The sequence below is a fragment of the uncultured Tateyamaria sp. genome (assembly GCF_947503705.1).
Lineage (GTDB): Bacteria > Pseudomonadota > Alphaproteobacteria > Rhodobacterales > Rhodobacteraceae > Tateyamaria.
Genome location: NZ_CANNES010000004.1, coordinates 120,144 through 142,670, shown reverse-complemented (window position 1 = coordinate 142,670; position 22,527 = coordinate 120,144). Strand labels below are relative to the sequence as shown.

Sequence of the window (22,527 nt, the reverse complement as noted above, 5' to 3'; positions counted from 1 at the left end):
CTTTGGTCCTCTGCCTCACGTGAATGCGGGCATGACATCGTCAATGAAGCGGGCCAGTGAGGCGCGCTTGCGCTCCGTGCTCATCCCGCTGTCGATCCAGAACGAAAACTCGTCATAGCCCAGATCCTCATAGCGTTTCAGCCTGTCTATCACGTCTTGGGCCGTACCGATGGTCAAATCCCGGCGCAGGGTTTCGGCGGCCATCATCTTGTTGCCCGCAATGTCGTCGTCGCTGATCTCTTCCATCAGCCCTTGGCGCACGGGCCTCTTGTTTTGAAACCAGGCTCCGAAATAGTTGTAAAATCGGCTGAGTTCACGGGCGCCGCGATCCGCATCTTCGGCGTCTGCGGCCACATAGGTGTGGTGCAACAGCATGATCTTGGGCCGGGGCCCGTCATAGTCGTTGCAGGCGGTGTTGAACTTGGCCATCAAGTCGTCGATTTCCGCATCGCCTTGCCAGAGCGGGGTCACCTGCACGTTGAACCCATTTTGGACGGCAAAGGCGTGGCTGTTGGGATCGCGCGCGGCCACCCAAATGGGAGGGCCATCTTCCTGTTTCGGGCGCGGGGCGGTCGTGGTTGCGGGAAAGCTATAAAACTCCCCCTCATGCGCGCAGTCGCCGCCCCACAGGTCGCGCAACAAGGGCAGTGTTTCACGCATCCTTTGCCCGGCCTCCCAGGCATCCAGGCCCGGCATCATCCGCTCGTATTCATAGCTGTATGCGCCTCGTGCGGCCCCAATCTCCAGTCGACCGCCCGTGATCAGGTCGGTCATCGCGGCCTCACCAGCCAGCTTGATCGGATGCCAGAAGGGAACGACAACCGTACCGGTGCCCAGCCGCACATTCTTGGTGTGGTGGGCCAGGTCGGCAATCGTTGTAAATGGGTTGGGTGCGATGGTGAACTCCATCCCGTGATGCTCGCCCGTCCAGATCGCCCGCATCCCGCCGTCATCGGCCATTTTGCACAGTCCAATGAATTCATCATAAAGATCGCTGTGGTTTTGTTCCGGGCTCAGCCGTTCCATATGCGCAAAGAGCGAAAAATCCATGACTATCCCCTGGTATCTGCGCGCAGCACGTCGCCTGCGCGGTTGGAGCCGACATAAAGGCCAAAGGCCTGGGTTTTGTGTTCCTGGGCAAAGCGTTTGAGCAACGCGTCGAGCGCCGGATCGGCGGCGGTTGCCGTTGCAATGGGTGCTTGCGTCAATCCGGCGGGTGCTGTGGCAACGTGCCCCCGAAACACGATCTCGCGCCCGCCGTCGTCCTGATCGTACAGCGCATAGACGACGCCCAAATCCGCCTTGATGTGTTGCGTCGCCAGATGGGCTTCGATCCCTTGCAAAGGGCTGGCATCCGGCCCGATCTGGACGGATGGCAGATCGCCATGCGCAGTGAGGTAGATATGCTGCCCGTCATCTAGCAGAACGCATGCGCGGGTGTGCTTGGCCGCTGGAGCCTCGGCCCGGCGTTCTTGGCCCAGTGCAAAATAGCCGTCGGGCCCATAGCCCAATCCGGGTGCGTTATTTGCATCAAAATCGACAACGCGTCCGATCAAAACCGTATGATCTCCCGCAGGCACTCTTTCGAACACTTCGCAGACAAATCCGGCCGCCCGTCCGTCAATCAGGGGCATGTCCGCGTGCCCGGACGACCAGCCGCCTGGCCCAAATCGGTCCGCCTTGCTGCTCGCAAACCGGTTCGATACGTCCTCTTGCCCCTCGGCAAGGATGCTGACAGCGAAATGGTTTGTGGTCTGAAAATCGGGATAGCTGGACAGGTGCTGGCCTGGGCAGACCAGCAACAAAGGCGGATCAAGCGACACAGAGGTGAAGGAATTGGCCGTAAAGCCAATGGGCGCCCCGTCATCACGGCGGCTGGTCACGATGGTTACTCCGGTCATGAATCGGCCAAAAGCGACACGGAGGGCTTGGGCGTCGTGGGTCATGGCGTCATCAATGCCCGGATCGCGGTGGCGATGGATGGTGCGTGGGTCATTGGTGCCATATGCGCGGCATCTGCCTCGATCTGCGCCCGGCCGTTGGGGGTGAGGCGTGCCATCTCATGACTCATGGCGGGGGTGGAGTTTGGGTCCTGACTACCGGTCAGAAACAGAGTTGGTGTTTGCAACTCTGCGAGCGCAGCGCGGTTTGGCCCGTCGTGATGCGCAAATACACGATAGGCCTGCGCATAGCCTTCAGGGTCGACCGAGGTCAGCCACGTTCGGCAAGCTTTTGCCGCCGCTCCCACAGAGCCATGCGGCGATGCGCCGAACCAACGTTCCAGAGGGGCCAACGGATCTGCACCGCTGCCGCCGTCCAATGCCTTGGCGCGCGCTTGGACGGCCGATGCCGCGGCGTCTGAACGTTCAAAGACCGCGTTCAGAGCGGCGACGGCACGTAAGGCGTTGGCCCCGCGGGTCGCAAGATCAAGCGCGATGAACGCACCCATGGAATGACCTGCAACGATTGGGGCTGCGTCCAAACCATCGATGAAGACGGAAAAACGCGCGGTATAATCGCTCAGGCTGCGCGCCCTATCCAAAGGCGACGCGCCATGGCCCGGCATGTCCACCGCATATACGGTGAAATCCTTTGCCAAAAGAGGCGCGATGCCCCCCCACGCCTCAGCCCGCAGGCCAACACCGTGGATCAGGACAATCGGCGGCCCTGCCCCTTCCGTCCAATAGTAAAGGCCACCCGGCCCCTCAGATCGCGGCCGGATTGTCCAGGTCATGTCCCAGGTCCTTGAGGTCTTGATACCGGTCACCGATACGGTGATGCGGACGGCCCGAGGTCGCCGCACCCAAGGCCACCACAACCTCGTCCGCGCGCGGCGCGTCGGGAATCGAAAAATGGACGGTCAGGTAATGCGAACGGCGACCCGCATCGTGTTTGTCCATCAGCGGGATCTGAATCGGCGCATTCGCGGCGCCTCGTGTGTTGGTAAAGGCCAGATAGGACGTGGCCTGCACAGCTTCACGGAAGTGATTTCCGAACCGCAGGGTGTGGATCAGGCCGGAGGCGTGCTCGATCTCTCCATCTAGCCCGACAACAGCGGATTTGCCAAAGGCTTCGATCTGGTCGCCCCCACCGCATATTTCGGTAATGCGGGCGGTCAATTCGGCCCCGAGGATCGGCCCAAAGGCCATGATTTCGGGTTTGAGGTCCGAGACAAATCGGCCTGCCCACGGATTGGTCAGCACGGCGGCGACAGCACACATGCGCCAAGGTGTGGCGGCGGCTTTGAACCCTTCGATCAGGATATCCTCCTGATAGGTTACGATCTTGCGGATTTCGGGTGTCATCGGGGCTCCTTCCTCGGGGCAAGGATAAAAGCAGATAGGATTTTACCAAAGCGATAGAAAAGTATATGACTTCATAAGTTAATCTTATGTCTTAGTTCGCAATGCCCAAAAGCCTGCCCCCCCTGACCTGGTTTCGCGCCTTTGATGCGGCTGCCCGGCATCTGAGTTTTACCGCTGCAGCAGATGAGCTGGGCTTTACCCAATCCGCGATCAGCCAACATGTGCGCGCGTTGGAGCAACGGCTGGGAGCACCGCTGTTCATTCGGGGCAAACGAGCGTTGATCCTGACCGAGGCGGGGCGAGGCCTCGTACCTGATGTGGCTGCCGCCATGGCGCAATTGGCCCAAGCGACAGAGCGGTTTGTGCCGACGCAAGAGGTCCCAAAATTGACCATCGCCACCAGCGCCAGTGTGTCGCAATGGGTGCTGGCGCCGGGGCTGCGCCACTTTCACGCTGCGCATCCCGGTGTGGCCTTGCAATTGGTGTCCACGATTTGGCCTGATGACTTCAGCGCCACGCGTGCCGATATCGATATTCGCTTTGGCGCACAGGCGGTCGTGGGGAGGAACGCACAACTGCTTGAACCGTCAGAGCTGTGCGCCGTGGTCGCCGAGGGGCAGCCGATCGATTGGGATCGAGCGGTGCACTTGCCGATGATCCAGCCCGTTGGCCTTTCAACCGGCTGGCAAGACATCGGGCGCGCCATGGGGCGAAGGAACTGGCCCGCACCCCTGATTGAGGTGGACACCCATGGGCTGGCTGTTGATCTTGCATTGCAAGGTGCTGGTGTCGCGCTTACCCACAGCCTGATCGCCCGACGTGCCCTGCAAGACGGGCGGCTTGTGGCACTCGACATTCCCCAAACACGTGCCATTGAGGGCTACTATCTGGCTCAAAATGCCACGAACTTGCCCATCGCGCAGCAAGCCTTTGTCGATTGGTTTCGGCACTGGGTCCAACCCTGAAATCTCGAAATTTGGACCGCGACGGCAAAGCCGCTTGCGAAGGGGGGCACCAAAATGTTTGTCTGGCGCAACCAAATTTTAAGGACCTGACATATGAAACTGGGCTGCATCGGCGATGATTTCACGGGCTCCAGCGATCTGGCGAACACGCTGGCCAACGGCGGGATGCGGGTAACGCAATATACTGGCGTGCCAACGGGCCCGGCTGATTCAGGCGTTGAGGCCGGCGTCGTCGCGTTGAAGTCCCGGTCCATTGATCCGGCAGAGGCTGTTGCGAAGTCGTTGGAGGCGCTCAAATGGCTGCAAGCGCAGGGCTGCACGCAGTTTTTTTTCAAGTATTGCTCGACATTTGACAGCACGGCCGAAGGCAATATTGGCCCCGTGGCAGATGCCCTGGCCGATGCGCTGGGCGCTCACAAGGTGATCGTTTGCCCGGCCTTCCCGGGGACCGGGCGGTCGGTCTATCAGGGGCATCTGTTCGTGAATGATATGTTGCTGAGCGAAAGCGGGATGCAGAACCATCCTCTGACGCCTATGACAGACCCCGACCTGCGCCGCTGTATGGCGGCGCAATCGACTTATTCGGTGGGCCACGTCGCAGCAGGGGATGTGTTTGAAGGGGCAGGGGCCGTCGCCGCCGCACTGGACGCACAGCACAAGGCAGGGCACCGACACATCGTTTTGGACGCCATTCGCGATGCCGATTTGCGTGTGATCGGTGAGGCCGCGCGCGATTTGCCATTGATCACCGGGGGGTCCGGAGTGGCGCTGGGACTGCCCGCGAACTTTGGCTGCACTGCGGGCAAGGTCGCGTGGACGGGGCAATCAGGCAAGGCGGTGGCGCTTTCGGGCTCGTGCTCCAACGCGACGCGGGCGCAGGTCGCGCGCCATGGCAAAGGCAATCCCGTTCGGGAGATCGTGGCGGCTGATGTGATCGAAGGACGATTGCACGCCTCTGACATGGCATCGTGGTTGCTGGCCCAAGAGGGTCTGCCGCTGGCCTACAGTTCGGCGGATCCCGCTGTGGTGCGCGCGGTACAAGACACATACGGGCGCGAACGGTCCGCTGATGCGCTCGAAGGGTTCTTTGCAGACGTGGCACGGCTGTGCCGAGACGGCGGTGCGACCCGGATCATCACCGCGGGAGGCGAGACATCGGGCGCCGTGATCGAAGGATTGTCGCTCGATACGCTTGAGATCGGGCCAGAAATCGACCCGGGTGTGCCCGCCCTGCGGACCGGGCCTGACCTGGTGGTTGCGCTGAAATCCGGCAACTTCGGTGCCGACGACTTCTTTGATAAAGCAGACAGAGTACTGGCCGACCAATGAGCAACGAAAACGCCCTGCGCGAACAAATCTGCCTCTTGGCGCGGTCCTTGTTCGAGCGGGGATTGACCCATGGTAGTACAGGGAACATATCGGCGCGGACCGAGGATGGAGGCTTGCTTGTCTCGCCCACTGGCACGAGCTTTGGCCGCCTTGATCCTGCGCGCCTTAGCCGCTTTGACGCCGCAGGTCAGCTGATCCATGGCGACAAGCCGACCAAGGAAATGCCGTTGCACAGCGCGTTTTACGACACGCGCAGCACGGCGGGCGCGGTGGTGCATCTGCACAGCTGCCATTCGGTCGCCCTGTCGATGTTGCCCGGCGCCGATCCCGATAATTTTCTGCCGCCACTGACACCATACGGGATTATGAAATTGGGCAAGGTCACGCTCTTGCCGTTCTTCCTGCCCGGTGATCCCGCGATGGGGGACGCAGTACGCGGTCTGGCGGGTAAACGCAGCGCTGTGATGTTGGCCAATCACGGCCCTGTCGTTGCGGGTCAGGATGTCGAAGCGGCCTGCAATGCCATCGAAGAGTTGGAGGACACCGCCCGCCTCGCCCTCATGACGCGGGGCATGTCACCCCGGGCGCTGAGCGAAGAGCAGGTTCAAACCGTCGTGACCAAGTTTGATATTCCGTGGGGCGATTGAGACGGGATTGATCAGTGGTTTGGGAACACTGACGAAACAAAGCGCCTTGTAATTCTCCTGAAAAATACTCGATCCTAGGCGCTTGGCAAAGCGCCTAGGTTGGGCGCAGAGCGTCACCATTCGCATCAAAGAAATGTGTATGCTCGGGCTGAAAGTGCAGACCGAGCGCATCGCCAACGGCCAGATCAGCCTCACCCGAAATACGCACATTGATCCGGCCTGCCGCCCCACAATCAAAAAGCACGAAAGTGTCTGCGCCCAGGTATTCGATCACGTCAACCTTGCCATCGCACTGGCCGGTCCCGGCAGTATCTACGCCAATGTGCTCTGGCCGAATGCCGACTTGGGTGGCGCCGGGCGCGCCCGCCGAATAAGGGCCGCTGCGTCCACCCGGAACGACATAGCCGTCACCTGTTGTTTCGCAGGAAACAACGTTCATCTTGGGGCTGCCGATGAATTGTGCGACAAAAGTGTTTGCCGGGCGCGCGTAAAGTTCACGGGGCGAACCGACCTGAATGATGCGACCCGCATCCAAAACCACGATGCGGTCGGCCAGGGTCATCGCCTCGATCTGATCATGGGTCACGTAGATCATCGTGGCCCCAAGGGACTGATGCAATTTTGAAATCTCATAGCGCATCTCGACGCGAAGGGCGGCGTCGAGGTTGGACAAAGGTTCGTCAAAGAGGAATGCAGTAGGGTCGCGCACGATTGACCGGCCGATGGCCACGCGCTGGCGCTGCCCGCCCGACAGGTCTTTGGGCCGTCGGTCGAGATAGGTGTCAAGCTTCAGCGTCGCGGCGGCGGCATCCACCTTTTGCGCGATCTCACCCTTGGGCGCGCCTGCCGTTTTCAGGGAAAAGCCCATGTTGTCCCGTACGGACATATGCGGGTAAAGCGCGTAGGATTGAAACACCATCGACAGACCTCGCTTGCTCGGCGGCTGGTCTGTCACGTCCGATCCGTCGATGTCGAGAGATCCCCGGCTGATATCCTCCAACCCGCCGATCATGCGCAACAACGTTGACTTGCCGCAACCCGATGGGCCGACAAAAACGACGAATTCGCCGTCTTGGATGGCGAGGTCGACGCCCTTGATGACCTGCACATCACCAAACCATTTTTCGACGGCGTTGAGTGTAATTGCTCCCATCGTCAAACCCCTTGTGCATTGGGCGACGCCCAGCCAAGCCAGATGGCCGCCGTCCACGTGAAGGAACTGCCACCCGCCGGGCCGCCATCGCGCGGATCGAAATATTCAGCAAAGCCCTGTTGGGCGACCAGATCAGCGGTCGAGGCACGCAAAGCCTCTGCCTCGTCCGTCAGCCCCATATCGGCCAGCCCCAGTGCGATCATCAAGTTCATCACCCCCCAAACAGGACCGCGCCAATAGCGTTTGCCGTCAAAACGGTCATCACTGGGCGGCAGGGAGGGCACACCGTATTTCACCTGTGCCAAGACGTCCCGATAAAGGTCGCGCATCTCGGGCCGGTCAATCCCTGCGTACCAACACAGGAATGACGCGTTGGACACGGCGCCGGCCCATGTCCCACTGCGCACATCGCGCGAATCGTAGCAGCCCAGATCGTCGTTCCACAGCGTGGCGGCCCCGGCCTCCAGCACCTTGATCCAGCCTTCAATTTCGCCTGTGTCACGGCCCAAGGCGGCGCCCATGACCGCCAGGTCGCGCATGGCCCTCAAAAGCGTAAAGGTCATCGTCGGATCGGCCACCCGGAACGGTGTGCCATCCAGCATCGCCGCCTCATCCCAGCCCAACCGCGCCCCACGCTGTACCAGCCAGATATAGCGGTCATAGTCGTATTTGGTGGGCCGCATACTGCTGTCTACATGGGACGTGTCGCGACGTTTGTATTCGCCAACACCGTCGGGTGTTATGGCGGCCATGGCCACGTCCCAATCGGGTGCATTGTCACGGCCGGCTTCCCAAGGGTGGGTCACGCAGACTGCTCCCCGATCTAACCGCCACGCCATGAACCAGCGGTGCCATGCTACCATCTTGTCAAAAAGCATCTCCATGCGCGCCGCCCCAATTTCTGGGTCACGCTCATAGATCAGGCGTGCCATGGTCGCGGCCACGGGAGGTTGCGAAATGCCAGAGGACGGGATTGGTCCCGTGCCCTGCCATACCTCGTGGCTGGGGAAATACCCCTCGTCCGGCGCGTGAAACAGGATGTGAGGGACCATGCCATTGGTCCATTGCCCGGTGAACAGCGTCTCGATCTCGCACCACGCCCGGTCCAGATCAAACTGTGCAAACCCCAGTGCGGCAAAAGCGCTGTCCCAGTTCCATTGGTAAGGATAAAGTCCCGAGGTCGGAATCGTATAACCGCCCCGATCATTGCGGCGCAGGATCTCGCGCGCTTGTTCGTCAAAGCCGTCGGCCCAGGTCATATCTCGCATCATCCTTTTACCGACCCAGCGGTCAGCCCTTTTGTCATGAACCGCTCCAACCCCAGAAACAGGGCCATGATCGGCAGTGTCGCGATCACAGCACCCGCCATCAGGTGCTGGCGCGGAATTTCAGAAGAGTTCAACATCGCCACGCCGCGCGTGAGCGTGAATTTTGACGGATCGTCCAGCAGCATGAAGGCCAGAAGAAACTCATTCCAGGCGATCATGAAAACATAAAGCGATACCGACACCATTGCGGGCAGCGACAGGGGCAGGGTGATCTTGAGGATCACCTGAATACGGCTCAGGCCATCCATCAATCCAGCCTCTTCAACCTCGCCCGGCAGTCCCCGAAAATAGCCCTGCAACATGTAAAGCGCCACCGGGATCGTCGTGACCGGATAGATCATCAACAGGCCTGGAATGGTGTTGCGCAGGCCTGTCATCGAAAAGGCGATATAGATGGGCAATGCCAAAACGATCATCGGCACCATATAGATCAGCAGGATGGAGCGCGAGAACGCCGCCCGCCCCTTGAACCGCAGCCGCGCGACGGCATATGCCCCGGGCACACTGAACAGCAGCGTGATAAAAACGGTCAGGACAGAAACATAGAAACTGGTCCACAGGTAGCTGCCAAAATTGAACTGCGCAAAAAGCTCGAAGTAGCTGCGGAAAAGGTCCAGCCCCCGGCCCAGATCAATCGAAAAGTCCAAGGGATTGCGAAGCAAAGCCTGCTGAGATTTCAAGCTGGTCATGACCATGACGTAAAAGGGGATCAGCACGACGGCGGTAAAACCGATATAGCCAAAGCCGGTCAAGAACCGGATTACGGCATCTTCAAACGCATGACGGTTAAGAGGGCCGGGATGGGCCTCCACCAACATCCGGGCGAGGGGCCAGATCGTGAACAGCGCGAACAAGGCCACTGCCACCCCTTGCCAGAGCAAGGGAACACCATCAGCAAACAGGACCGGTGAGAGCGGCGTGAACAGCAACGCGAGGGCCGCCGCACCAAAGCCGCCCATCACCAGACGGAGATCACGTACGTAGATCAGGGCCAATCCTCCTGCGACCCCGAGGGTCGCACAGCCCAATATCCCGGGCCGAAACCCGAATCCGCTGGCAAATGACAGCCCGACACAAACGGTGGTCGCGATGACAAAGGCCCAGAACAGACCAATGATAGCTGCGGTCACGATACCCTGGCGCAAAATACTCATGCCGCCCTTCCGTTCTTCTCTTTGAAAATACTCCGGGGTGAGGCCAAAGGCCGAGGGGCAGCGCCCCTGACCACGCCCGCCGCAGGCGAGACGCAAACAAGTTTTGCGGTTCCCACGTTCACAGCCCTTCCTCCTGGCTGATATATTTGAAAAAGAAGAAGCTGAACAAAAGCAGCATGGCAAAGATCACTACCGCCACCGCAGCCCCTGCGCCAATATTGGAAATGGCAAAGGCCTGTTCATAGACATTCACGGTCAGTGTCCGCGTGCCTGCGTTCCCCCCGGTCAGCAGGAAAATGTCGTCGAATTTGTTGAAGGTCCAGATAAAGCGAAGCAAGAACAGGACCGACAAAATACCCAACAGCATCGGCATGCTCAGATACCAAAATTTCTGGAATGGTGACGCACCATCCATATCCGCGGCCTCATACATGTCTGTGTCGATGCTTTGCATGCGCGCCAGGATGAACAGGAAGGATAGGGGGAAATATCGCCAGATTTCGAACACCGTCACCATGATCAGCGCAAGAGGACGCTGACCAAAGAAGTTGATCGGCCCTTCGGTTACGCCCATCTGGATCAACAGCGCGTTCAGCGATCCGGAAAACGGATCCAGCAGCGTGACCCAGGTAAAGGCCACGGCGATAATCGGGGAGACGTAAGGAAAAAGGTACAAACCGCGCAGCAACCCCTTGCCGCGAAAGCTCTTGTTGAGCAGCAATGCGGCAAACAGGCCGACCACCAGCGCGCCGATTGTGCCAAAAACGGTATAAAAGATGGTCGCCCACATGACCTGCCAGAATTCCTTGCCGTCAAAGAGGCGGGCAAAATTCTCAAGTGTGAATTCGGAGTTTGTCATCACGCTGTCGCCGCGACCGGCAACGGTGGGTTCTGAGCCTTCGACGGCTTCCTCGAGGGCGTCGGCATCGCCGTCCAGTGTCACAGGAACGCGCAGGCGTTCGTTAAACCCGCCTTCAATATCGCCAAAAGCGCAGTTGAGGGTCGCGCCGTCAAGGACACAGGCTTCAGGCACCTCAAGCAATATCACCCCGTCCGGGATCACATCGACAAAGCTGACGCCGGTGACTGGTTTGGTTTGCGAAGAATTTCGGACCCGGTACTCGATCCGGTAGTCGCCACCTCGCTCACGCAGGCTCTCGCGGACAACCGGAGCCACGGGGCGCAAATCGGCGAGACCCACGGGTTTGAAGCTGATCCAGAAAATCGCCAAAAGGGGTAGGATGATCACCAGACTGACGATGGTGATGGTGGGCAAGAGCAGGCTCCAGGCCAGTCGCGCCTCGCGCTTTTCCAGCGCACCACGTGTTGTCGGTGGGGTGGGGGATGTCATGGCAACGCTCGTGACCAAAGGGGGAAACGAGGGGGCAAGCGCGCCCACCCCCTCGTGATCTTAGTTAACGGACGCCAATGCGTCATTCATCGCAGCCACGGCCGCTGCCGCGTCAATCTCGTCGTCAATGTACTGACGGACAACGCGGTTGATCGCTTGGCTGTTGATCATTTTGGAGGCCAGCGACAACTGTCCTTCCTCCACACCCCAGCGCTTGGCCACTTTCAGACCGCCCACGATCTCGTCCAGCATGTCCGCCGCATACAGGTCCTTGAGGGCCGCTTTGCGGTCAACACCGACAGGAATTTCAGACCAGGCGGCACTGAACTTGCCGGGCTCGTCCGCAGTGCCGGTGCGCACCGGGAACTTGCCTTCGGCTGCGATCGACAAGGTCTGCACATAACCGTCATTCATCGAGTATTCGACAAAAGCCTGAGCCGTGTCGGTGTCCGCATCGGTCGTGATACCAAAGTAACGCACGTCACCCCAGGCGGCGCCATCGGGGTTCGACGGGCCTGCAAAGTTGGTCACGATGCCAGTTTTTGCCGCCAGTTCCTGCGTTGTTGGATCGTCGTTGATGGTCGGTGCTGCGCTGTCACGCAAGCCCGCCAATTCGTCGAGAATAAAGGGCGACCAGATGATCATCGCGGCCTGACCTGCGAAATAGAGCTCGCGGGATTGCTTCCAGAACAGCTCACCCGGGGGGGATGCCTTGGCAATGGCCTTGTAGAAATCCAGGACTTCAGTGGTGGCCGCCTCATCCAGTGGGGCAAAACCATCATCATCGACAGGCGATACGCCATTGGCCAGGAACACGTGTTCCAGAACCTGGCTCATGAAGTTCTCGTCCACCTTGGTTGCAGCAACGAAGCCGTACATTTCCGGCGGATTATGCAGTGCATCAATGGCGGTCAGTACGTTGGCGTATGTGTTGGGCGGCTCCAGCCCCTTTTCGGCAAAGGCATCGGCGCGGTAGACGATCATCTGTGTCCAACCGTCCACGGGGACGGAAGCCACATCACCATCATAATCTGCCATTGCCAAAGGACCGGCGGCAAAGGTGCCGCGACCCAGATCTTCAACCACTTCCGTGGCGGCTTCGGTGTCCAGAATGCCGGCCTCTGCCCAAGGCAGGGCATATTGCAACGGGTGGTAGATCACATCAGGCAGGTCACCGGCCGCAAATGCAGCCGTCGCTCGCGTGCCCAGTTCGGTTTCCGAAACGGGAATCACCTCGACCGTGTTGCCTGTGGCCGCCGCAAATTCGGCAGCGAGTGCTTGCTGTTTGGCCAGCCGTTCGGGCTGTTCTTCGGTTGTCCAGAACCGGATGTTGTCGGCCATGGCTGCACTGGCGCCGAGCGCCAGGATCAGTGCCGATCCCATCAGCAAACGACCCGTTAAGCTCTTGGTGAATGTCATGAGTTTTTCCTCCCTCGTGGAAACGCATGTGATTGCCTCCGGGCACGTGGATACGTCACCGGATTGAAAACTCGGTCATCGTGGGCTGGAAATTGCAACGATGCAACAAAAACTTTCACAACGCTATTCTGGCCTGTTTTCAAGTTTATATGGCCAAAATTCCGCATCGCGGCATGAATTTCTGCGCCTGCATTGCAACGTTGCGAAAGTGATTCGATGTTGTCTGATGCGCGGAACTCTGTACCAATGAGAAGCTGAAACTAGGCATGATGTCTGGTAAGGCAATTGAATGGCAAACGACAAACCAAAGCCTCCAACGCTCAAGACGATCGCCGATTTGACAGGCCTCAGCCTGTCGACCGTTTCGCTGTCCTTGCGTGACGGGAGCCGCCTAAAGAAAGAAACACGCGAAAAGATTGCCCAGGCCGCCGCTGAAGTCGGCTATGTCCCCAATCGAGCGGGTGTCCGCCTGCGCACGGGGCAAACAAACGTCCTCAGCCTCGTTCTGTCACCCGCCCGCAATACCATCGACTACACCCGCCAGATCATCGAAGGGATCGGGGCGCATCTTATGGGCACGAAATACCACCTGAACGTCATCCCGGATTTTCAGCACGATACGCCCGAAGACTCAGTGCGCTACATCCTGCAGAACCGGGCGGCGGACGGCATCATCCTAACACACACCAGCGCGCGTGATCCGCGGGTCCAGATGCTGATGGATACCGGATTCCCTTTCGTGTCTCATGGTCGAACCGAGTTTTATGGTGCGCACGCCTTTCACGATTTTCATGCCGAGCGGTTTGTTCAGATGGCCGTGTCCCGGTTGCTTGACCTCAAGCGTAAACGCTTTCTTCTGGTGGCCGAAGATGACGGAACCACAAATTTCTCCAAGATCGTGGGGGGCTTTCACAGGGCGCTGGCGCAAAGCGGCATGACGGGCGAGGTTGCGACCGAAACCGGCATTCTGGTCTCGACTCAGACTGCGCGTACCTTTGGGCAGGCCCTTGCGGGGCGCGCAGATCCATTCGACGCCATTATCAGCAACAATGAACTGGCCACCCTAGCGCTGATGGGCGGGCTGTCTGACAGTGGTATGGTCGAAGGGCGAGATTATTCCCTGATCTGCCGTCAGACCACTGACATTTTGCCGATCTTGCATCCAGGAATTGATACGGTTGGCGAAGACCTTTCCCAGACGGGCCGCGAACTGGCGCGCCTTTTGATCGCACGGGTGCAGGGCGCGCCGATCGAGACATTGCAGACCTTGCACGAACCCAAGCCATTGTGGCGGGCCCAAGCCTAACCCGCTGCGCGGATCAGATCAGAGGCTTTTTCACCGATCATGATTGCAGGCGCATTGGTGTTGCCGCTGACGATTTCGGGCATGATCGAACAATCAGCGACGCGCAGACCCGCAATGCCATGGACGCGCAAGTCAGCATCTACCACAGCACTTTTGTCCTGACCCATCTTGCAGGTGCCCGTCGGATGATAAATCGACGCGGTGTTGTTGCGCGCCCAATCCAGGGTCGCATCATAGTCATCCATCGGCAGGTCCGCGTGGGGCCGGTACTCTTCGGAAATCTTGGACGTCAGTGGCGCATGCCGCGCAATTTTGCGGGCAATGTTGACGCCCGCCACGATGGTCCGGCAATCGGTTTCAGTGCTCAGATAGTTGGGGATGATCTTGGGATATGTCCGGCCACCCGGACCGGCCAGCCGGATTTCCCCTTTGGATTCAGGGCGCAGCTGACAGACCGACATTGTAAAGGCGGAAAACGGATCCGCGCCTTTGCCCGGGTTTTCGGCTGACAGGGGCTGCACGTGGAACTGAATGTCGGGTGTTTCCATATCCTCACGGGTTTTCATGAACCCGGTTGCAAGGCTGGCCGCCATGGTCATTGGACCCGCGCGGAACATCAGGTATTTCAGACCGATCTTGGCCTGACCAAAGAGGCTGCTGACCTCATCATTCAACGTTGGTTCGTTGCATTTATAGACCAACCGCGCTTGCAGGTGGTCTTGCATGTTCTTCCCTACGCCGGGCAAGTCTGCGATGACGTCGATCCCGTGTTCTTGCAATTGCGCGGCCTCGCCGATGCCCGACAGCATCAAAAGCTGCGGCGAATTGATGGCACCGCCGGACAGAATAACCTCCTGACGCGCCTTGACGGTTTGCAGATTTCCGCCCTTGTCGCGGTAGGTCACGCCGGTGGCACGTTTGTCGGTGATTTCGACTTTTTCGACTTGGGCGTGAGTGATAATTTGCAAATTTTCACGGCTTTTGACCGGGTTCAAGAACGCTACGGCGGATGAACAGCGCCGCCCATTTCGCGCAGTCAGCTGAAAAAAACCGACGCCTTCCTGACTTGCACCATTATAATCCGGGTTGAATGGATAACCCGCCGCCTGCGCGGCCGCGACCCAGGCGTCTGTGATCGGGCGCTGGATGCGCATATTGGACACAGACAAGTTGCCGCTGTCGCCGTGAAACTCATCCGCGCCCCGCTCGTTGCCTTCGGACCGTTTGAAAAGCGGCAAGACATCATCCCATGCCCATCCGCGATTGCCCATCTGGGCCCAGCGATCGTAGTCTTGGGGTTGCCCGCGCACATACAGCAAGCCGTTCAACGAGGACGAGCCGCCGAGCACCTTGCCTCGTGGCCATTCGATGGAGCGGCCATTCAGGCCCGGATCGGGCTCGGTCTTGTAGCACCAGTCGACGTTGGGATTGTGAATGGTTTTGAAGTATCCCACCGGAATGTGGATCCACGGATTCAGGTCGCGCCCGCCCGCCTCAAGCAGAATCACCTTCTTCGATGCGTCGGCACTCAGCCGGTTTGCGATCACACAGCCCGCCGAGCCTGCGCCCACGATGACATAATCGGCCTCCATGCGCGATCCTCCTTCAGATTCTCTGGAACTCGTTTGAAAAAAACCTATGCAGATTGTTTTTCTTAAGCTAGTCTTTTTTGAGATGAAACGTCTCAATAATATGCATCAGGGAGGATAGCATGGGAATTAGTGACAAAATCAACGGCATTTCCCGCCGCGATTTGTTTAAAGTGGCAGGCCGTTATGGCATGAGCTCCACGCTTTTGGCGGCAGGCGGTTTTGGCGGGGCTATGAGCCTTGCAAACCTCGCATCGGCGGCTGAATCCACTTACGAAAAGCGCTTTGCCAAAGAGCCAAAGTTCATGCTGAAGTTCGGGGCTGCGGGCTTTAACGCACGCAACCTGCTGATCGAACGTGCCGGTGCTCTGGAATTTGCCCGCGACCTGGAAAGCCGCACAGACGGCGAGATTCGCGTTGAATTCATTGGGGATAACCAGATTTGTGGTCAGGTTTCCTGCGTTGAGAAAGCACAGCAGGGCATCATCGACATCTATGCGGCCTCGACCCAGAACTCCGCTGGTGGCGCACCCTACCTGAACGTATTGGACTATGCGTATATGTTCCGTAACCGTGCGGACCAGTACCACTTCCTTTACTCGCCCAAGTCTCAGGAACTGCTGCGCGAGCCCTATGAGCGTCGCCACGGCCTGAAATTCCTGTTCAGCCACGCCGAACTGCGCGGCATTCAGTTGGGTCTGGCCTGGGAAGACAAGCCGACAGTCACCTCGGTCGAGCAACTCTTTGGCACCAAAAACCGTGTGACTGGCACACAATTGGGTCGAATCGCTATGACGGCGCTGAACCTGAACCCGGTTCCGGTGGCGTGGGAAGAAACCCTCGACGGTCTGAAACAGGGCCTGATCGACGGTGCGGAAACATGGGCGTCGGCTGTGGCATATGCCAACATGTCGCCTGTTGTGTCCCAATCGGTGCACCTGAACTTCTTCTGCGGCACAGAGCACACGGCGATGAACGCCTCCGTGTTCGACAGCCTTGGTGGCGAGTTGCAGGACGCGGTTATGGAGTCCTCGTACTGGGCGCAGACCCACGTGCAGGCCGCCAACGAAGTGGCACTGATCAACACAGTCGGCATGTCCGATCCGATGATGCCAAACTCGATCTTTGCGCAAAACAACGTGCGCAACGCTTTCCTGTCGGATGCAGAGATCAAGAAGGCCGAAGAAATGTGTTCGCCCGAGTACCAGCCCGCACTGTGGGAAGAGTGGCGCGAGCGCATCAACGGTTGGCAGGGTGGCGCAGACACCTACCAGGAAATCTACGACGAGGTCCGCACGATCCCGGGCGACACACTGCCCGAGAACGTCGAACCCCGCCGCTGGTGGAAAGCCTAATCGCCGCCTAGGCGTCAACAGGTCGGCCCCCGAAACGGGGCCGGCTTTTTTGTCCAAGATCGCGAAAATGCGACATAGTCGACAAACAAGAATCAAAGGGAGGGGCGCCAGATGTCGATCTGGGCGGACGCGACCACCATCGTCACTGCGACGTTGAGTGGCGATATAAATTTCAAAGTGACACAGGCCTATCGTTCTGATGCGGCCTGGTTGGTGTTTGCACCACTGACCGTGATCGGCGCCATTGCGGTGCACTACCTTTACAAGGCGGCGCCAGTGCTCGACCGGCATCTTGAGCGCACAATTGCTGTGACGGCCTATATCCTCATCGCCGTGATCATCTTTGTTGGTGTGATCCAGCGCTTCGTCTTTTCCAGCCAAGTGCCTTGGTCCACGACCATTCCGCCGCTGATCTTCATGATCATGTCCTGGTACGGCTGTTCCTATAACGTCAAGCTGCGTACCCATCTCAGCTTTAGCGAATTCCGGGCCAAGATGAGCCATCGCAACCAGTATTACTGCCTACTGATGGACAACATCCTGTGGTTCGCCTTCTGCATCATCTGCGTGACGACCATGTCCCGCATTACCGTCAACACCTATGACAATTTCCAGATCGTTCTGGGCACGGACGGCGTCATGCGCTGGTGGTTCATCATCACCATGCCGCTCTGTTTCATCATGATGGCGGGCCGCGTTCTTAGCAACGCGCTGATTGATATGTCAAAATACCGCAACAATGAGACGCTCATTGGCCAAGCCGTAATCGGGGGAGATACGTAATGACCGACGGAACCTGGATTACGCTGATCTCCATCGCGGTGACGATGCTGTTCATGTTGGGCACGCCCGTTCTACTGGTGATCTTTTACTGGTCGGTGGGCTGTAGCCTTGTCATTGGTCTCACGCTCGACAACGCTGGCAACGAATTGCTCAACGTATTCAAGGATGGCTTTGCCCTTTTGGCGATGCCCTTGTTCATCCTGACGGGGGACCTGATCAACAAATCAGGGATCGCCAAGCGACTGTCAGATTTTGCCTACGCGTGTCTGGGCTGGCTGCGCGGTGGTCTGGCCATGGCGGCCATTGGGGCCTGCGGCCTTTTCGCCGCGATCTCAGGCTCGAACTCGGCGACAACAGCCACCATCGGTTCGATGCTGCACCCTGAAATGACCAAAGGCGGCTACGACGAACGCTTCTCTGCTGCCACGGCGGCTGCGGGCGGTACGGTCGGGATCATCATTCCGCCCTCGATCATCTTTATCGTCTACGGCTTCCTGATGAACCTGCCGATCTCCGACCTGTTCATCGCAGGGATCATCCCGGGCTCCTTGATGGTTCTGGCTATGATGTCGATGTGTTTCATCGTCTCGACCATCAACAAGTGGGGCATCCTGATCAAGCTGTCGCCCTTCCGCGTGTTCAAAACAGCGATCGGCGCCTGGCTCGGCTTTTTCGCCATCGGCTTGGTGCTTTGGGGCATCTACACGGGCAAGTTCTCGCCGACTGAGGCGGCCGGTGTGACCGTGGGCTTTGGGATCATTGTCGGTGTGATCAGCTATCCGCTGAACAAACTGATGGGCACGGATCAAAGTGCACCTGTGGACGAAAAACCCTTTGCTTCCATGGTTGTGGTAGAGGGTTTCCGCCTCGTGGACGTGCCTTCGGTGGTTGTGCGCTCAGCGCAGATTGCGGGCATCCTGACGCCACTCATTGCCGTGTCTATCGTGATGCAGCAGGTACTGGGTGCGCTTGGTGCGTCCGAGGTCATCGGTGATCTCTTGCGCGGCATGGGCGGGTACTATCCGGTGCTATTCACAGCCATGGCCATCGTGTTCGTGTCGGGGATGATCCTTGAATCGCTGCCCGTCACCATCATTCTAGCGCCGATCCTGGCCCCGATTGCTGCATCTGTGGGCGTTGACCCGATCCACTTTGCGGTTGTCTTCCTCGTTGGGGCGTCCATCGGTTTCATCACGCCACCTTATGGGCTTAACCTTTATGTTGCATCGGGTGTCACCGGTGTTCCATATTTCCGGCTGCTTCGGTACTCCACCATGTATCTCTTCTCGCTCATCGCGATTTGGGTGCTGGTGGCGATGACGCCGAACCTTGCCCTGATGTTGCTGCCAACGTAAGTGGACCCATGCCAGACGATCACCGACCCCGCAAAGACGGCCAAATCCCCACCAACATGCGCTTGCTCATGGTGATGGAAGAGGTGGCGCGTCGCGGGGTCGCCGTCAAACCTTCGGCCCTGATTGCAGCACTTGGATTGCCCAAACCAACTGTGCACCGCTTGCTGCAAACCGCCGAGGCCGAAGGCTTACTGCAACGCGACATCGACGGCAGATCTTATGGGCCCGGGCCCCGTTTGCGGGCCCTGGCCATCAGTACCATGTCAGCCGAACACTTGCGCACCGGACGGCTGACCCTGATGCGGGGTTTAGCCGAGCAATTGGGCGAGACCTGCAACCTGGCCACGCCGGACCGAGAGGGGATGACATATCTTGACCGCGCCGAAACCGAATGGCCATTGCGCATCCAACTGCCTGTGGGCACCCAAGTGCCCTTTCACTGTACCGCCAGCGGCAAGATGTATCTGTCGACGCTGCGCCCCCATATTCTGCGCTCTATCCTGACGGCCCGGCCCTTGGCGGCCCAGACCGAGCAGACACTGACCGATTTCGACGCCCTTATGGCCGAATTGGAAACGACGCGCGCGCGCGGCTATTCCACGGACAACGAGGAATTCATGACTGGCATGGCCGCCATCGCCGTGCCGGTACTGGACGGTCAGGGCAAGCTCTTGGCGACGCTATCGGTGCATGCCCCGGTTCAGCGCCGCAAGCTGGTCGATATGATCGATTGGCTGCCTGCGCTGCGCAAATGTTCCGACGACATGACGCGGTTGCATCTGGGTACAGCCTAAAGGAAAGCGGGCTTTACCGTTCCGGGGCGTGCGCGCTCGATCTGAGTTAGAATGTCCACGATCCGCCCTGCGAACACGTCACGGATGGCCGGTTTATACGGGGGCAGGTTGGTGCACTCCAGCAGCAGAGTTGCGGTATCTCTGGGCACGGAGTGCGCGACCAAAGCCGCAACCTCTCTTCCGGCTACTGCTTGGTCAAGGGCATCCAAATCACCTTCGATCACGCGGCGCAGATGCATGTCAGGCCTCAATCCAATGACTTCATCCGCGTGGGCCAGAACCGCACCGTGCCCCGCGACCAGCTTGTCCGCGTCAAAGGTCAACACGGTCACTGGGCCGTCCAGATCGGGCAGGGCTGTCAAAGCGGAGGCAATGACGGGTCGGTCTGTCAGCGCCGCCAAATGCGTCTGCCAATGGGCCAGAAACCCGCAGGACGTTGTGATTACGTCGCCGCGCGCCGCCCGCAACGCGGCCTCAAATGGTGCGATATCCACAGCACCGGGATTGCCCGTGACGATCTGGCCCACGGATGCCGCAGGGATGCGAACGATCTCGACCTGCGCCGCATAACTGTCGGTGCTGGCCACATCCCCCGGCACGCGGGGGAAATGCGTGTCCAGCTGCAAAACCGTGACTGCAGGTCTCATCCCGAGCCGCGAATATTGTCCGGCAGCCACGTCGCCAGTTCCGGCCAAACCACGAGGATCACAACCATCAGCAACATCAGCCCAACCATGGGCAGCGCCACTTTCGAGATGTAGGAAATTTCGTGTTTGGTCATGCCTTGCAGCACAAAGAGGTTAAAGCCGATGGGCGGTGTGACCTGCGCCATCTCAACGACAACAACGATGAAGATACCGAACCAGATCACGTCGATGCCCGCCTGACGGATCATCGGTTCTACAATGGCCATGGTCAGGACGACGGACGAGATGCCGTCGAGGAACATGCCCAGTATGATGTAGAAGACCGTGAGCGCGGCGATCAGCGTGATGGGCGACAGGTTCATCTCGTCAATCGCCGCCGCCAGTGCACGGGGCAGGCCGGTAAAGCCCATGGCGAGCGACAAAAACGCCGCCCCCATCAGGATCAGCGCGATCATGGCCGATGTCCGCGTGGCCCCCATCAGCGAGGCAATGAAAGCCTGCGGAGTGAGCGAACGTTGGAACGCTGCCAGCAAGAGCGACCCCAGCACACCCACCGCCGCCGCCTCTGTCGCGGTGGCCCAGCCGAAATACATCGACCCGATGACCGCAAAGACGAGGCAGAGAACAGGAACCAGAAAGCGGCTTTCATAGATCATCGCACCAAGGGACATCCCCGGTTCCGGTGCGGGTCGTTCGTGACGACGCAGGAAGTGCCAACCGACGATATAGCTGGCAAAGAGGCTCGCCAGCACAAGGCCCGGAATGATCCCTGCCATGAACAGCTCGATGATGCTTTCGTTGATGGACACGCCGTAAACGATCAGGGTCAGCGAAGGCGGGATCATGAGGCCCAGCGTGGCGGCGCCTGCAAGCGTCCCGATGATCATGTATTCAGGGTATCCCCGCGCACGCAGTTCGGGGATCGACATCTTGCCCACAGTGGTCAGCGTAGCAGCAGAAGAGCCGGACACAGCAGCAAAAATTGTGCAGCCCGCGATGTTGGTATGCAAGAGCCCCCCGGGCAGCCAGCGCATCCAGGGGGCCAGACCCCGAAACATGTCCTGGGACAGGCGCGTGCGGTATAGGATTTCGCCCATCCAGATAAAGAGGGGCAAGGCGGTCAGCGTCCAACTGCTGGCTCCCGTCCAGATCGTAGTGATCATCGCGTCGCCCGCGGGGCGTGTGGTAAACAGTTCCATCCCGACCCAGGCGACACCCATCAGGGCAAGGCCGACCCAGATGGAAGAACCCAGCAGGGCAAAGAGGACAAAGAGGAAGACAACGGTCGCGTAGGCTTCGGTCATTCCACCGCCTCCCCTTGGATCGGGTTTTCACCGGTGGCGAGCATCCGGCACAGCGTGTCCCAAAGTGCGATGGCCAAGAGGATTGTTCCGATGGACATGGCCAGTTGTGGCACCCAGACGGGGGTATAGACCAGCTCGGATGACGTGTCGGCCATGGCCGTACCCCATTCGACGGGCGCGCGCGATGGCAACGACAGCAGGGTCACCACCCATTCGGGGATTTGGTCTTGCCCTTGGGTCCGGTCATTCAACATCTCGGAAAAGACATTGGTTTTGACTGCGTAGCGCGCGAAGTAGGTGGCGATGACAGCCGCGCCAAAAACGGCAAATACGTCAAGCCATCGGTTCAGGAACCGGTTGGCATTGAGCAGGATCGACACCCTGATGTGCGCGCCCCGCGTCATTGCGTGTGACAGCGCAAAAAACGATGTGGCCGCCATGGCGTAGCCCGCGAATTCCGTTGTCCCGGGCAGGGCAACGCCGATCCAGCGGGCCACCATGCCTGCCACAATGAGGCCAAGGATGGTGACCATGAACAGAGCCGCCATCGCGCCCGAGGCAAGGTAAAGCCCATCCAGAAGCTTCCAGACAGGCCGCAAGGCCCGCGCCGCGCGCGGCCCCAACCACCAGCAGATCAGCGCAATCACGCTGGGAAAAACAAACAGCCACACCCAAAGAGGCAGGCCCAGAATTGGGGACCAATCACGCATGTTGGTGGCTCCTGAACATGAAAAGAGCGGCCC

Annotated in this window: 21 protein-coding genes; 8 read left to right on the top strand and 13 right to left on the bottom strand. The window is 59.2% G+C overall.

The features are described from left to right. Positions 1 to 15 precede the first annotated feature (15 nt). The 4 genes from Q1A44_RS11330 to Q1A44_RS11315 are packed head-to-tail and all read right to left on the bottom strand — an operon-like array spanning position 16 to position 3,305. Positions 16 to 1,050 carry an LLM class flavin-dependent oxidoreductase gene (locus Q1A44_RS11330; protein WP_299624634.1) on the bottom strand — a complete coding sequence of 345 codons (1,035 nt, stop codon included), beginning with the start codon at positions 1,048 to 1,050 and terminating at the stop codon, positions 16 to 18. Between the two features lie 2 nt (positions 1,051 to 1,052). After that, positions 1,053 to 1,946, bottom strand: a complete 894-nt coding sequence (locus Q1A44_RS11325; RefSeq protein WP_299624631.1) for a flavin reductase family protein — start codon at positions 1,944 to 1,946, stop codon at positions 1,053 to 1,055. Beyond that, on the bottom strand, positions 1,943 to 2,734 hold the full coding sequence (locus Q1A44_RS11320) for an alpha/beta fold hydrolase (RefSeq protein ID WP_299624628.1): 792 nt from the start codon (positions 2,732 to 2,734) through the stop codon (positions 1,943 to 1,945). Before Q1A44_RS11320 ends, Q1A44_RS11325 begins: the two co-directional genes overlap by 4 nt. Continuing rightward, on the bottom strand, positions 2,706 to 3,305 hold the full coding sequence (locus Q1A44_RS11315) for an amino acid synthesis family protein (protein WP_299624625.1): 600 nt from the start codon (positions 3,303 to 3,305) through the stop codon (positions 2,706 to 2,708). Before Q1A44_RS11315 ends, Q1A44_RS11320 begins: the two co-directional genes overlap by 29 nt. A gap of 101 nt (positions 3,306 to 3,406) precedes the next feature. Here Q1A44_RS11315 and Q1A44_RS11310 point away from each other — a divergent pair, with 101 nt between their 5' ends. From Q1A44_RS11310 to Q1A44_RS11300, 3 genes are all read left to right on the top strand, one after another. Then, positions 3,407 to 4,270, top strand: a complete 864-nt coding sequence (locus Q1A44_RS11310; protein WP_299624622.1) for a LysR family transcriptional regulator — start codon at positions 3,407 to 3,409, stop codon at positions 4,268 to 4,270. A gap of 93 nt (positions 4,271 to 4,363) precedes the next feature. Continuing rightward, a complete protein-coding gene (otnK, locus tag Q1A44_RS11305) occupies positions 4,364 to 5,599 on the top strand; it encodes a 3-oxo-tetronate kinase (RefSeq protein ID WP_299624619.1) in 1,236 nt (411 codons plus the stop codon). Then, positions 5,596 to 6,246: an aldolase gene (locus Q1A44_RS11300; protein WP_299624616.1), complete on the top strand. Its 651-nt coding sequence runs from the start codon at positions 5,596 to 5,598 to the stop codon at positions 6,244 to 6,246. The genes otnK and Q1A44_RS11300 overlap by 4 nt, the downstream gene beginning before the upstream one ends. A 94-nt stretch (positions 6,247 to 6,340) precedes the next feature. Here Q1A44_RS11300 and ugpC read toward each other — a convergent pair whose 3' ends face one another. From ugpC to Q1A44_RS11275, 5 genes are all read right to left on the bottom strand, one after another. Beyond that, positions 6,341 to 7,399 (bottom strand): sn-glycerol-3-phosphate ABC transporter ATP-binding protein UgpC, encoded by a 1,059-nt coding sequence (ugpC, locus tag Q1A44_RS11295; protein ID WP_299624613.1) that lies wholly within the window; start codon positions 7,397 to 7,399, stop codon positions 6,341 to 6,343. Between the two features lie 2 nt (positions 7,400 to 7,401). Next, positions 7,402 to 8,670, bottom strand: a complete 1,269-nt coding sequence (locus Q1A44_RS11290) for a hypothetical protein (protein WP_366942604.1) — start codon at positions 8,668 to 8,670, stop codon at positions 7,402 to 7,404. After that, complete coding sequence (locus Q1A44_RS11285) at positions 8,667 to 9,881, bottom strand: carbohydrate ABC transporter permease (RefSeq protein WP_299624610.1); 1,215 nt, start codon at positions 9,879 to 9,881, stop codon at positions 8,667 to 8,669. The genes Q1A44_RS11290 and Q1A44_RS11285 overlap by 4 nt, the downstream gene beginning before the upstream one ends. Positions 9,882 to 9,999: 118 nt before the next feature. After that, positions 10,000 to 11,232 carry a carbohydrate ABC transporter permease gene (locus Q1A44_RS11280; protein WP_299624607.1) on the bottom strand — a complete coding sequence of 411 codons (1,233 nt, stop codon included), beginning with the start codon at positions 11,230 to 11,232 and terminating at the stop codon, positions 10,000 to 10,002. A gap of 60 nt (positions 11,233 to 11,292) precedes the next feature. Next, positions 11,293 to 12,651, bottom strand: coding sequence for an extracellular solute-binding protein (locus Q1A44_RS11275; protein ID WP_299624604.1), 1,359 nt, complete (start codon positions 12,649 to 12,651; stop codon positions 11,293 to 11,295). Between the two features lie 289 nt (positions 12,652 to 12,940). Here Q1A44_RS11275 and Q1A44_RS11270 point away from each other — a divergent pair, with 289 nt between their 5' ends. Next, a complete protein-coding gene (locus tag Q1A44_RS11270) occupies positions 12,941 to 13,957 on the top strand; it encodes a LacI family transcriptional regulator (protein ID WP_299624602.1) in 1,017 nt (338 codons plus the stop codon). Here the strand turns inward: Q1A44_RS11270 and Q1A44_RS11265 are convergent. Beyond that, the gene (locus Q1A44_RS11265) at positions 13,954 to 15,549 is read right to left on the bottom strand and encodes a choline dehydrogenase (RefSeq protein ID WP_299624599.1); all 1,596 of its coding nucleotides are present in this window, start codon (positions 15,547 to 15,549) and stop codon (positions 13,954 to 13,956) included. The genes Q1A44_RS11270 and Q1A44_RS11265 overlap by 4 nt on opposite strands. Before the next feature lie 119 nt (positions 15,550 to 15,668). Between Q1A44_RS11265 and Q1A44_RS11260 the strand changes: the two genes are divergently transcribed. The 4 genes from Q1A44_RS11260 (at position 15,669) to Q1A44_RS11245 (ending at position 19,833) form a co-directional block, all read left to right on the top strand. Then, positions 15,669 to 16,901, top strand: coding sequence for a TRAP transporter substrate-binding protein (locus tag Q1A44_RS11260; RefSeq protein ID WP_299624596.1), 1,233 nt, complete (start codon positions 15,669 to 15,671; stop codon positions 16,899 to 16,901). 111 nt (positions 16,902 to 17,012) lie between these two features. Beyond that, on the top strand, positions 17,013 to 17,684 hold the full coding sequence (locus Q1A44_RS11255) for a TRAP transporter small permease subunit (RefSeq protein ID WP_299624593.1): 672 nt from the start codon (positions 17,013 to 17,015) through the stop codon (positions 17,682 to 17,684). Then, a complete protein-coding gene (locus Q1A44_RS11250; RefSeq protein WP_299624590.1) occupies positions 17,684 to 19,039 on the top strand; it encodes a TRAP transporter large permease in 1,356 nt (451 codons plus the stop codon). The genes Q1A44_RS11255 and Q1A44_RS11250 overlap by 1 nt, the downstream gene beginning before the upstream one ends. An 8-nt stretch (positions 19,040 to 19,047) precedes the next feature. Then, complete coding sequence (locus Q1A44_RS11245; protein ID WP_299624586.1) at positions 19,048 to 19,833, top strand: IclR family transcriptional regulator; 786 nt, start codon at positions 19,048 to 19,050, stop codon at positions 19,831 to 19,833. On the opposite strand, the gene Q1A44_RS11240 is transcribed toward Q1A44_RS11245, so the two are convergent. Genes Q1A44_RS11240 through Q1A44_RS11230 form a run of 3 tightly spaced genes read right to left on the bottom strand, consistent with a single transcriptional unit; the run spans position 19,830 to position 22,494 of the window. Continuing rightward, a complete protein-coding gene (locus Q1A44_RS11240) occupies positions 19,830 to 20,480 on the bottom strand; it encodes a hypothetical protein (RefSeq protein WP_299624583.1) in 651 nt (216 codons plus the stop codon). The genes Q1A44_RS11245 and Q1A44_RS11240 overlap by 4 nt on opposite strands. After that, on the bottom strand, positions 20,477 to 21,784 hold the full coding sequence (locus Q1A44_RS11235) for a TRAP transporter large permease subunit (RefSeq protein WP_299624580.1): 1,308 nt from the start codon (positions 21,782 to 21,784) through the stop codon (positions 20,477 to 20,479). Before Q1A44_RS11235 ends, Q1A44_RS11240 begins: the two co-directional genes overlap by 4 nt. After that, entirely contained in the window at positions 21,781 to 22,494 is a 714-nt protein-coding gene (locus Q1A44_RS11230; protein WP_299624577.1) for a TRAP transporter small permease subunit, read from the bottom strand. The genes Q1A44_RS11235 and Q1A44_RS11230 overlap by 4 nt, the downstream gene beginning before the upstream one ends. Positions 22,495 to 22,527 lie beyond the last annotated feature (33 nt).

Excerpts from the sequence above, each read along its gene's own strand:
- Q1A44_RS11285 (WP_299624610.1), bottom strand. The coding sequence starts at position 9,881 with ATGAGTATTTTGCGCCAGGGTATCGTGACCGCAGCTATCATTGGTCTG.
- Q1A44_RS11310 (WP_299624622.1), top strand. The coding sequence starts at position 3,407 with ATGCCCAAAAGCCTGCCCCCCCTGACCTGGTTTCGCGCCTTTGATGCG.
- Q1A44_RS11280 (WP_299624607.1), bottom strand. The coding sequence starts at position 11,232 with ATGACATCCCCCACCCCACCGACAACACGTGGTGCGCTGGAAAAGCGC.
- Q1A44_RS11270 (WP_299624602.1), top strand. The coding sequence starts at position 12,941 with ATGGCAAACGACAAACCAAAGCCTCCAACGCTCAAGACGATCGCCGAT.
- Q1A44_RS11235 (WP_299624580.1), bottom strand. The coding sequence starts at position 21,784 with ATGACCGAAGCCTACGCGACCGTTGTCTTCCTCTTTGTCCTCTTTGCC.
- ugpC (WP_299624613.1), bottom strand. The coding sequence starts at position 7,399 with ATGGGAGCAATTACACTCAACGCCGTCGAAAAATGGTTTGGTGATGTG.
- Q1A44_RS11315 (WP_299624625.1), bottom strand. The coding sequence starts at position 3,305 with ATGACACCCGAAATCCGCAAGATCGTAACCTATCAGGAGGATATCCTG.
- Q1A44_RS11250 (WP_299624590.1), top strand. The coding sequence starts at position 17,684 with ATGACCGACGGAACCTGGATTACGCTGATCTCCATCGCGGTGACGATG.
- Q1A44_RS11245 (WP_299624586.1), top strand. The coding sequence starts at position 19,048 with ATGCCAGACGATCACCGACCCCGCAAAGACGGCCAAATCCCCACCAAC.
- Q1A44_RS11275 (WP_299624604.1), bottom strand. The coding sequence starts at position 12,651 with ATGACATTCACCAAGAGCTTAACGGGTCGTTTGCTGATGGGATCGGCA.
- Q1A44_RS11260 (WP_299624596.1), top strand. The coding sequence starts at position 15,669 with ATGGGAATTAGTGACAAAATCAACGGCATTTCCCGCCGCGATTTGTTT.
- Q1A44_RS11330 (WP_299624634.1), bottom strand. The coding sequence starts at position 1,050 with ATGGATTTTTCGCTCTTTGCGCATATGGAACGGCTGAGCCCGGAACAA.
- Q1A44_RS11300 (WP_299624616.1), top strand. The coding sequence starts at position 5,596 with ATGAGCAACGAAAACGCCCTGCGCGAACAAATCTGCCTCTTGGCGCGG.
- Q1A44_RS11230 (WP_299624577.1), bottom strand. The coding sequence starts at position 22,494 with ATGCGTGATTGGTCCCCAATTCTGGGCCTGCCTCTTTGGGTGTGGCTG.
- Q1A44_RS11255 (WP_299624593.1), top strand. The coding sequence starts at position 17,013 with ATGTCGATCTGGGCGGACGCGACCACCATCGTCACTGCGACGTTGAGT.
- Q1A44_RS11325 (WP_299624631.1), bottom strand. The coding sequence starts at position 1,946 with ATGACCCACGACGCCCAAGCCCTCCGTGTCGCTTTTGGCCGATTCATG.
- otnK (WP_299624619.1), top strand. The coding sequence starts at position 4,364 with ATGAAACTGGGCTGCATCGGCGATGATTTCACGGGCTCCAGCGATCTG.
- Q1A44_RS11240 (WP_299624583.1), bottom strand. The coding sequence starts at position 20,480 with ATGAGACCTGCAGTCACGGTTTTGCAGCTGGACACGCATTTCCCCCGC.
- Q1A44_RS11265 (WP_299624599.1), bottom strand. The coding sequence starts at position 15,549 with ATGGAGGCCGATTATGTCATCGTGGGCGCAGGCTCGGCGGGCTGTGTG.
- Q1A44_RS11320 (WP_299624628.1), bottom strand. The coding sequence starts at position 2,734 with ATGACCTGGACAATCCGGCCGCGATCTGAGGGGCCGGGTGGCCTTTAC.
- Q1A44_RS11290 (WP_366942604.1), bottom strand. The coding sequence starts at position 8,670 with ATGATGCGAGATATGACCTGGGCCGACGGCTTTGACGAACAAGCGCGC.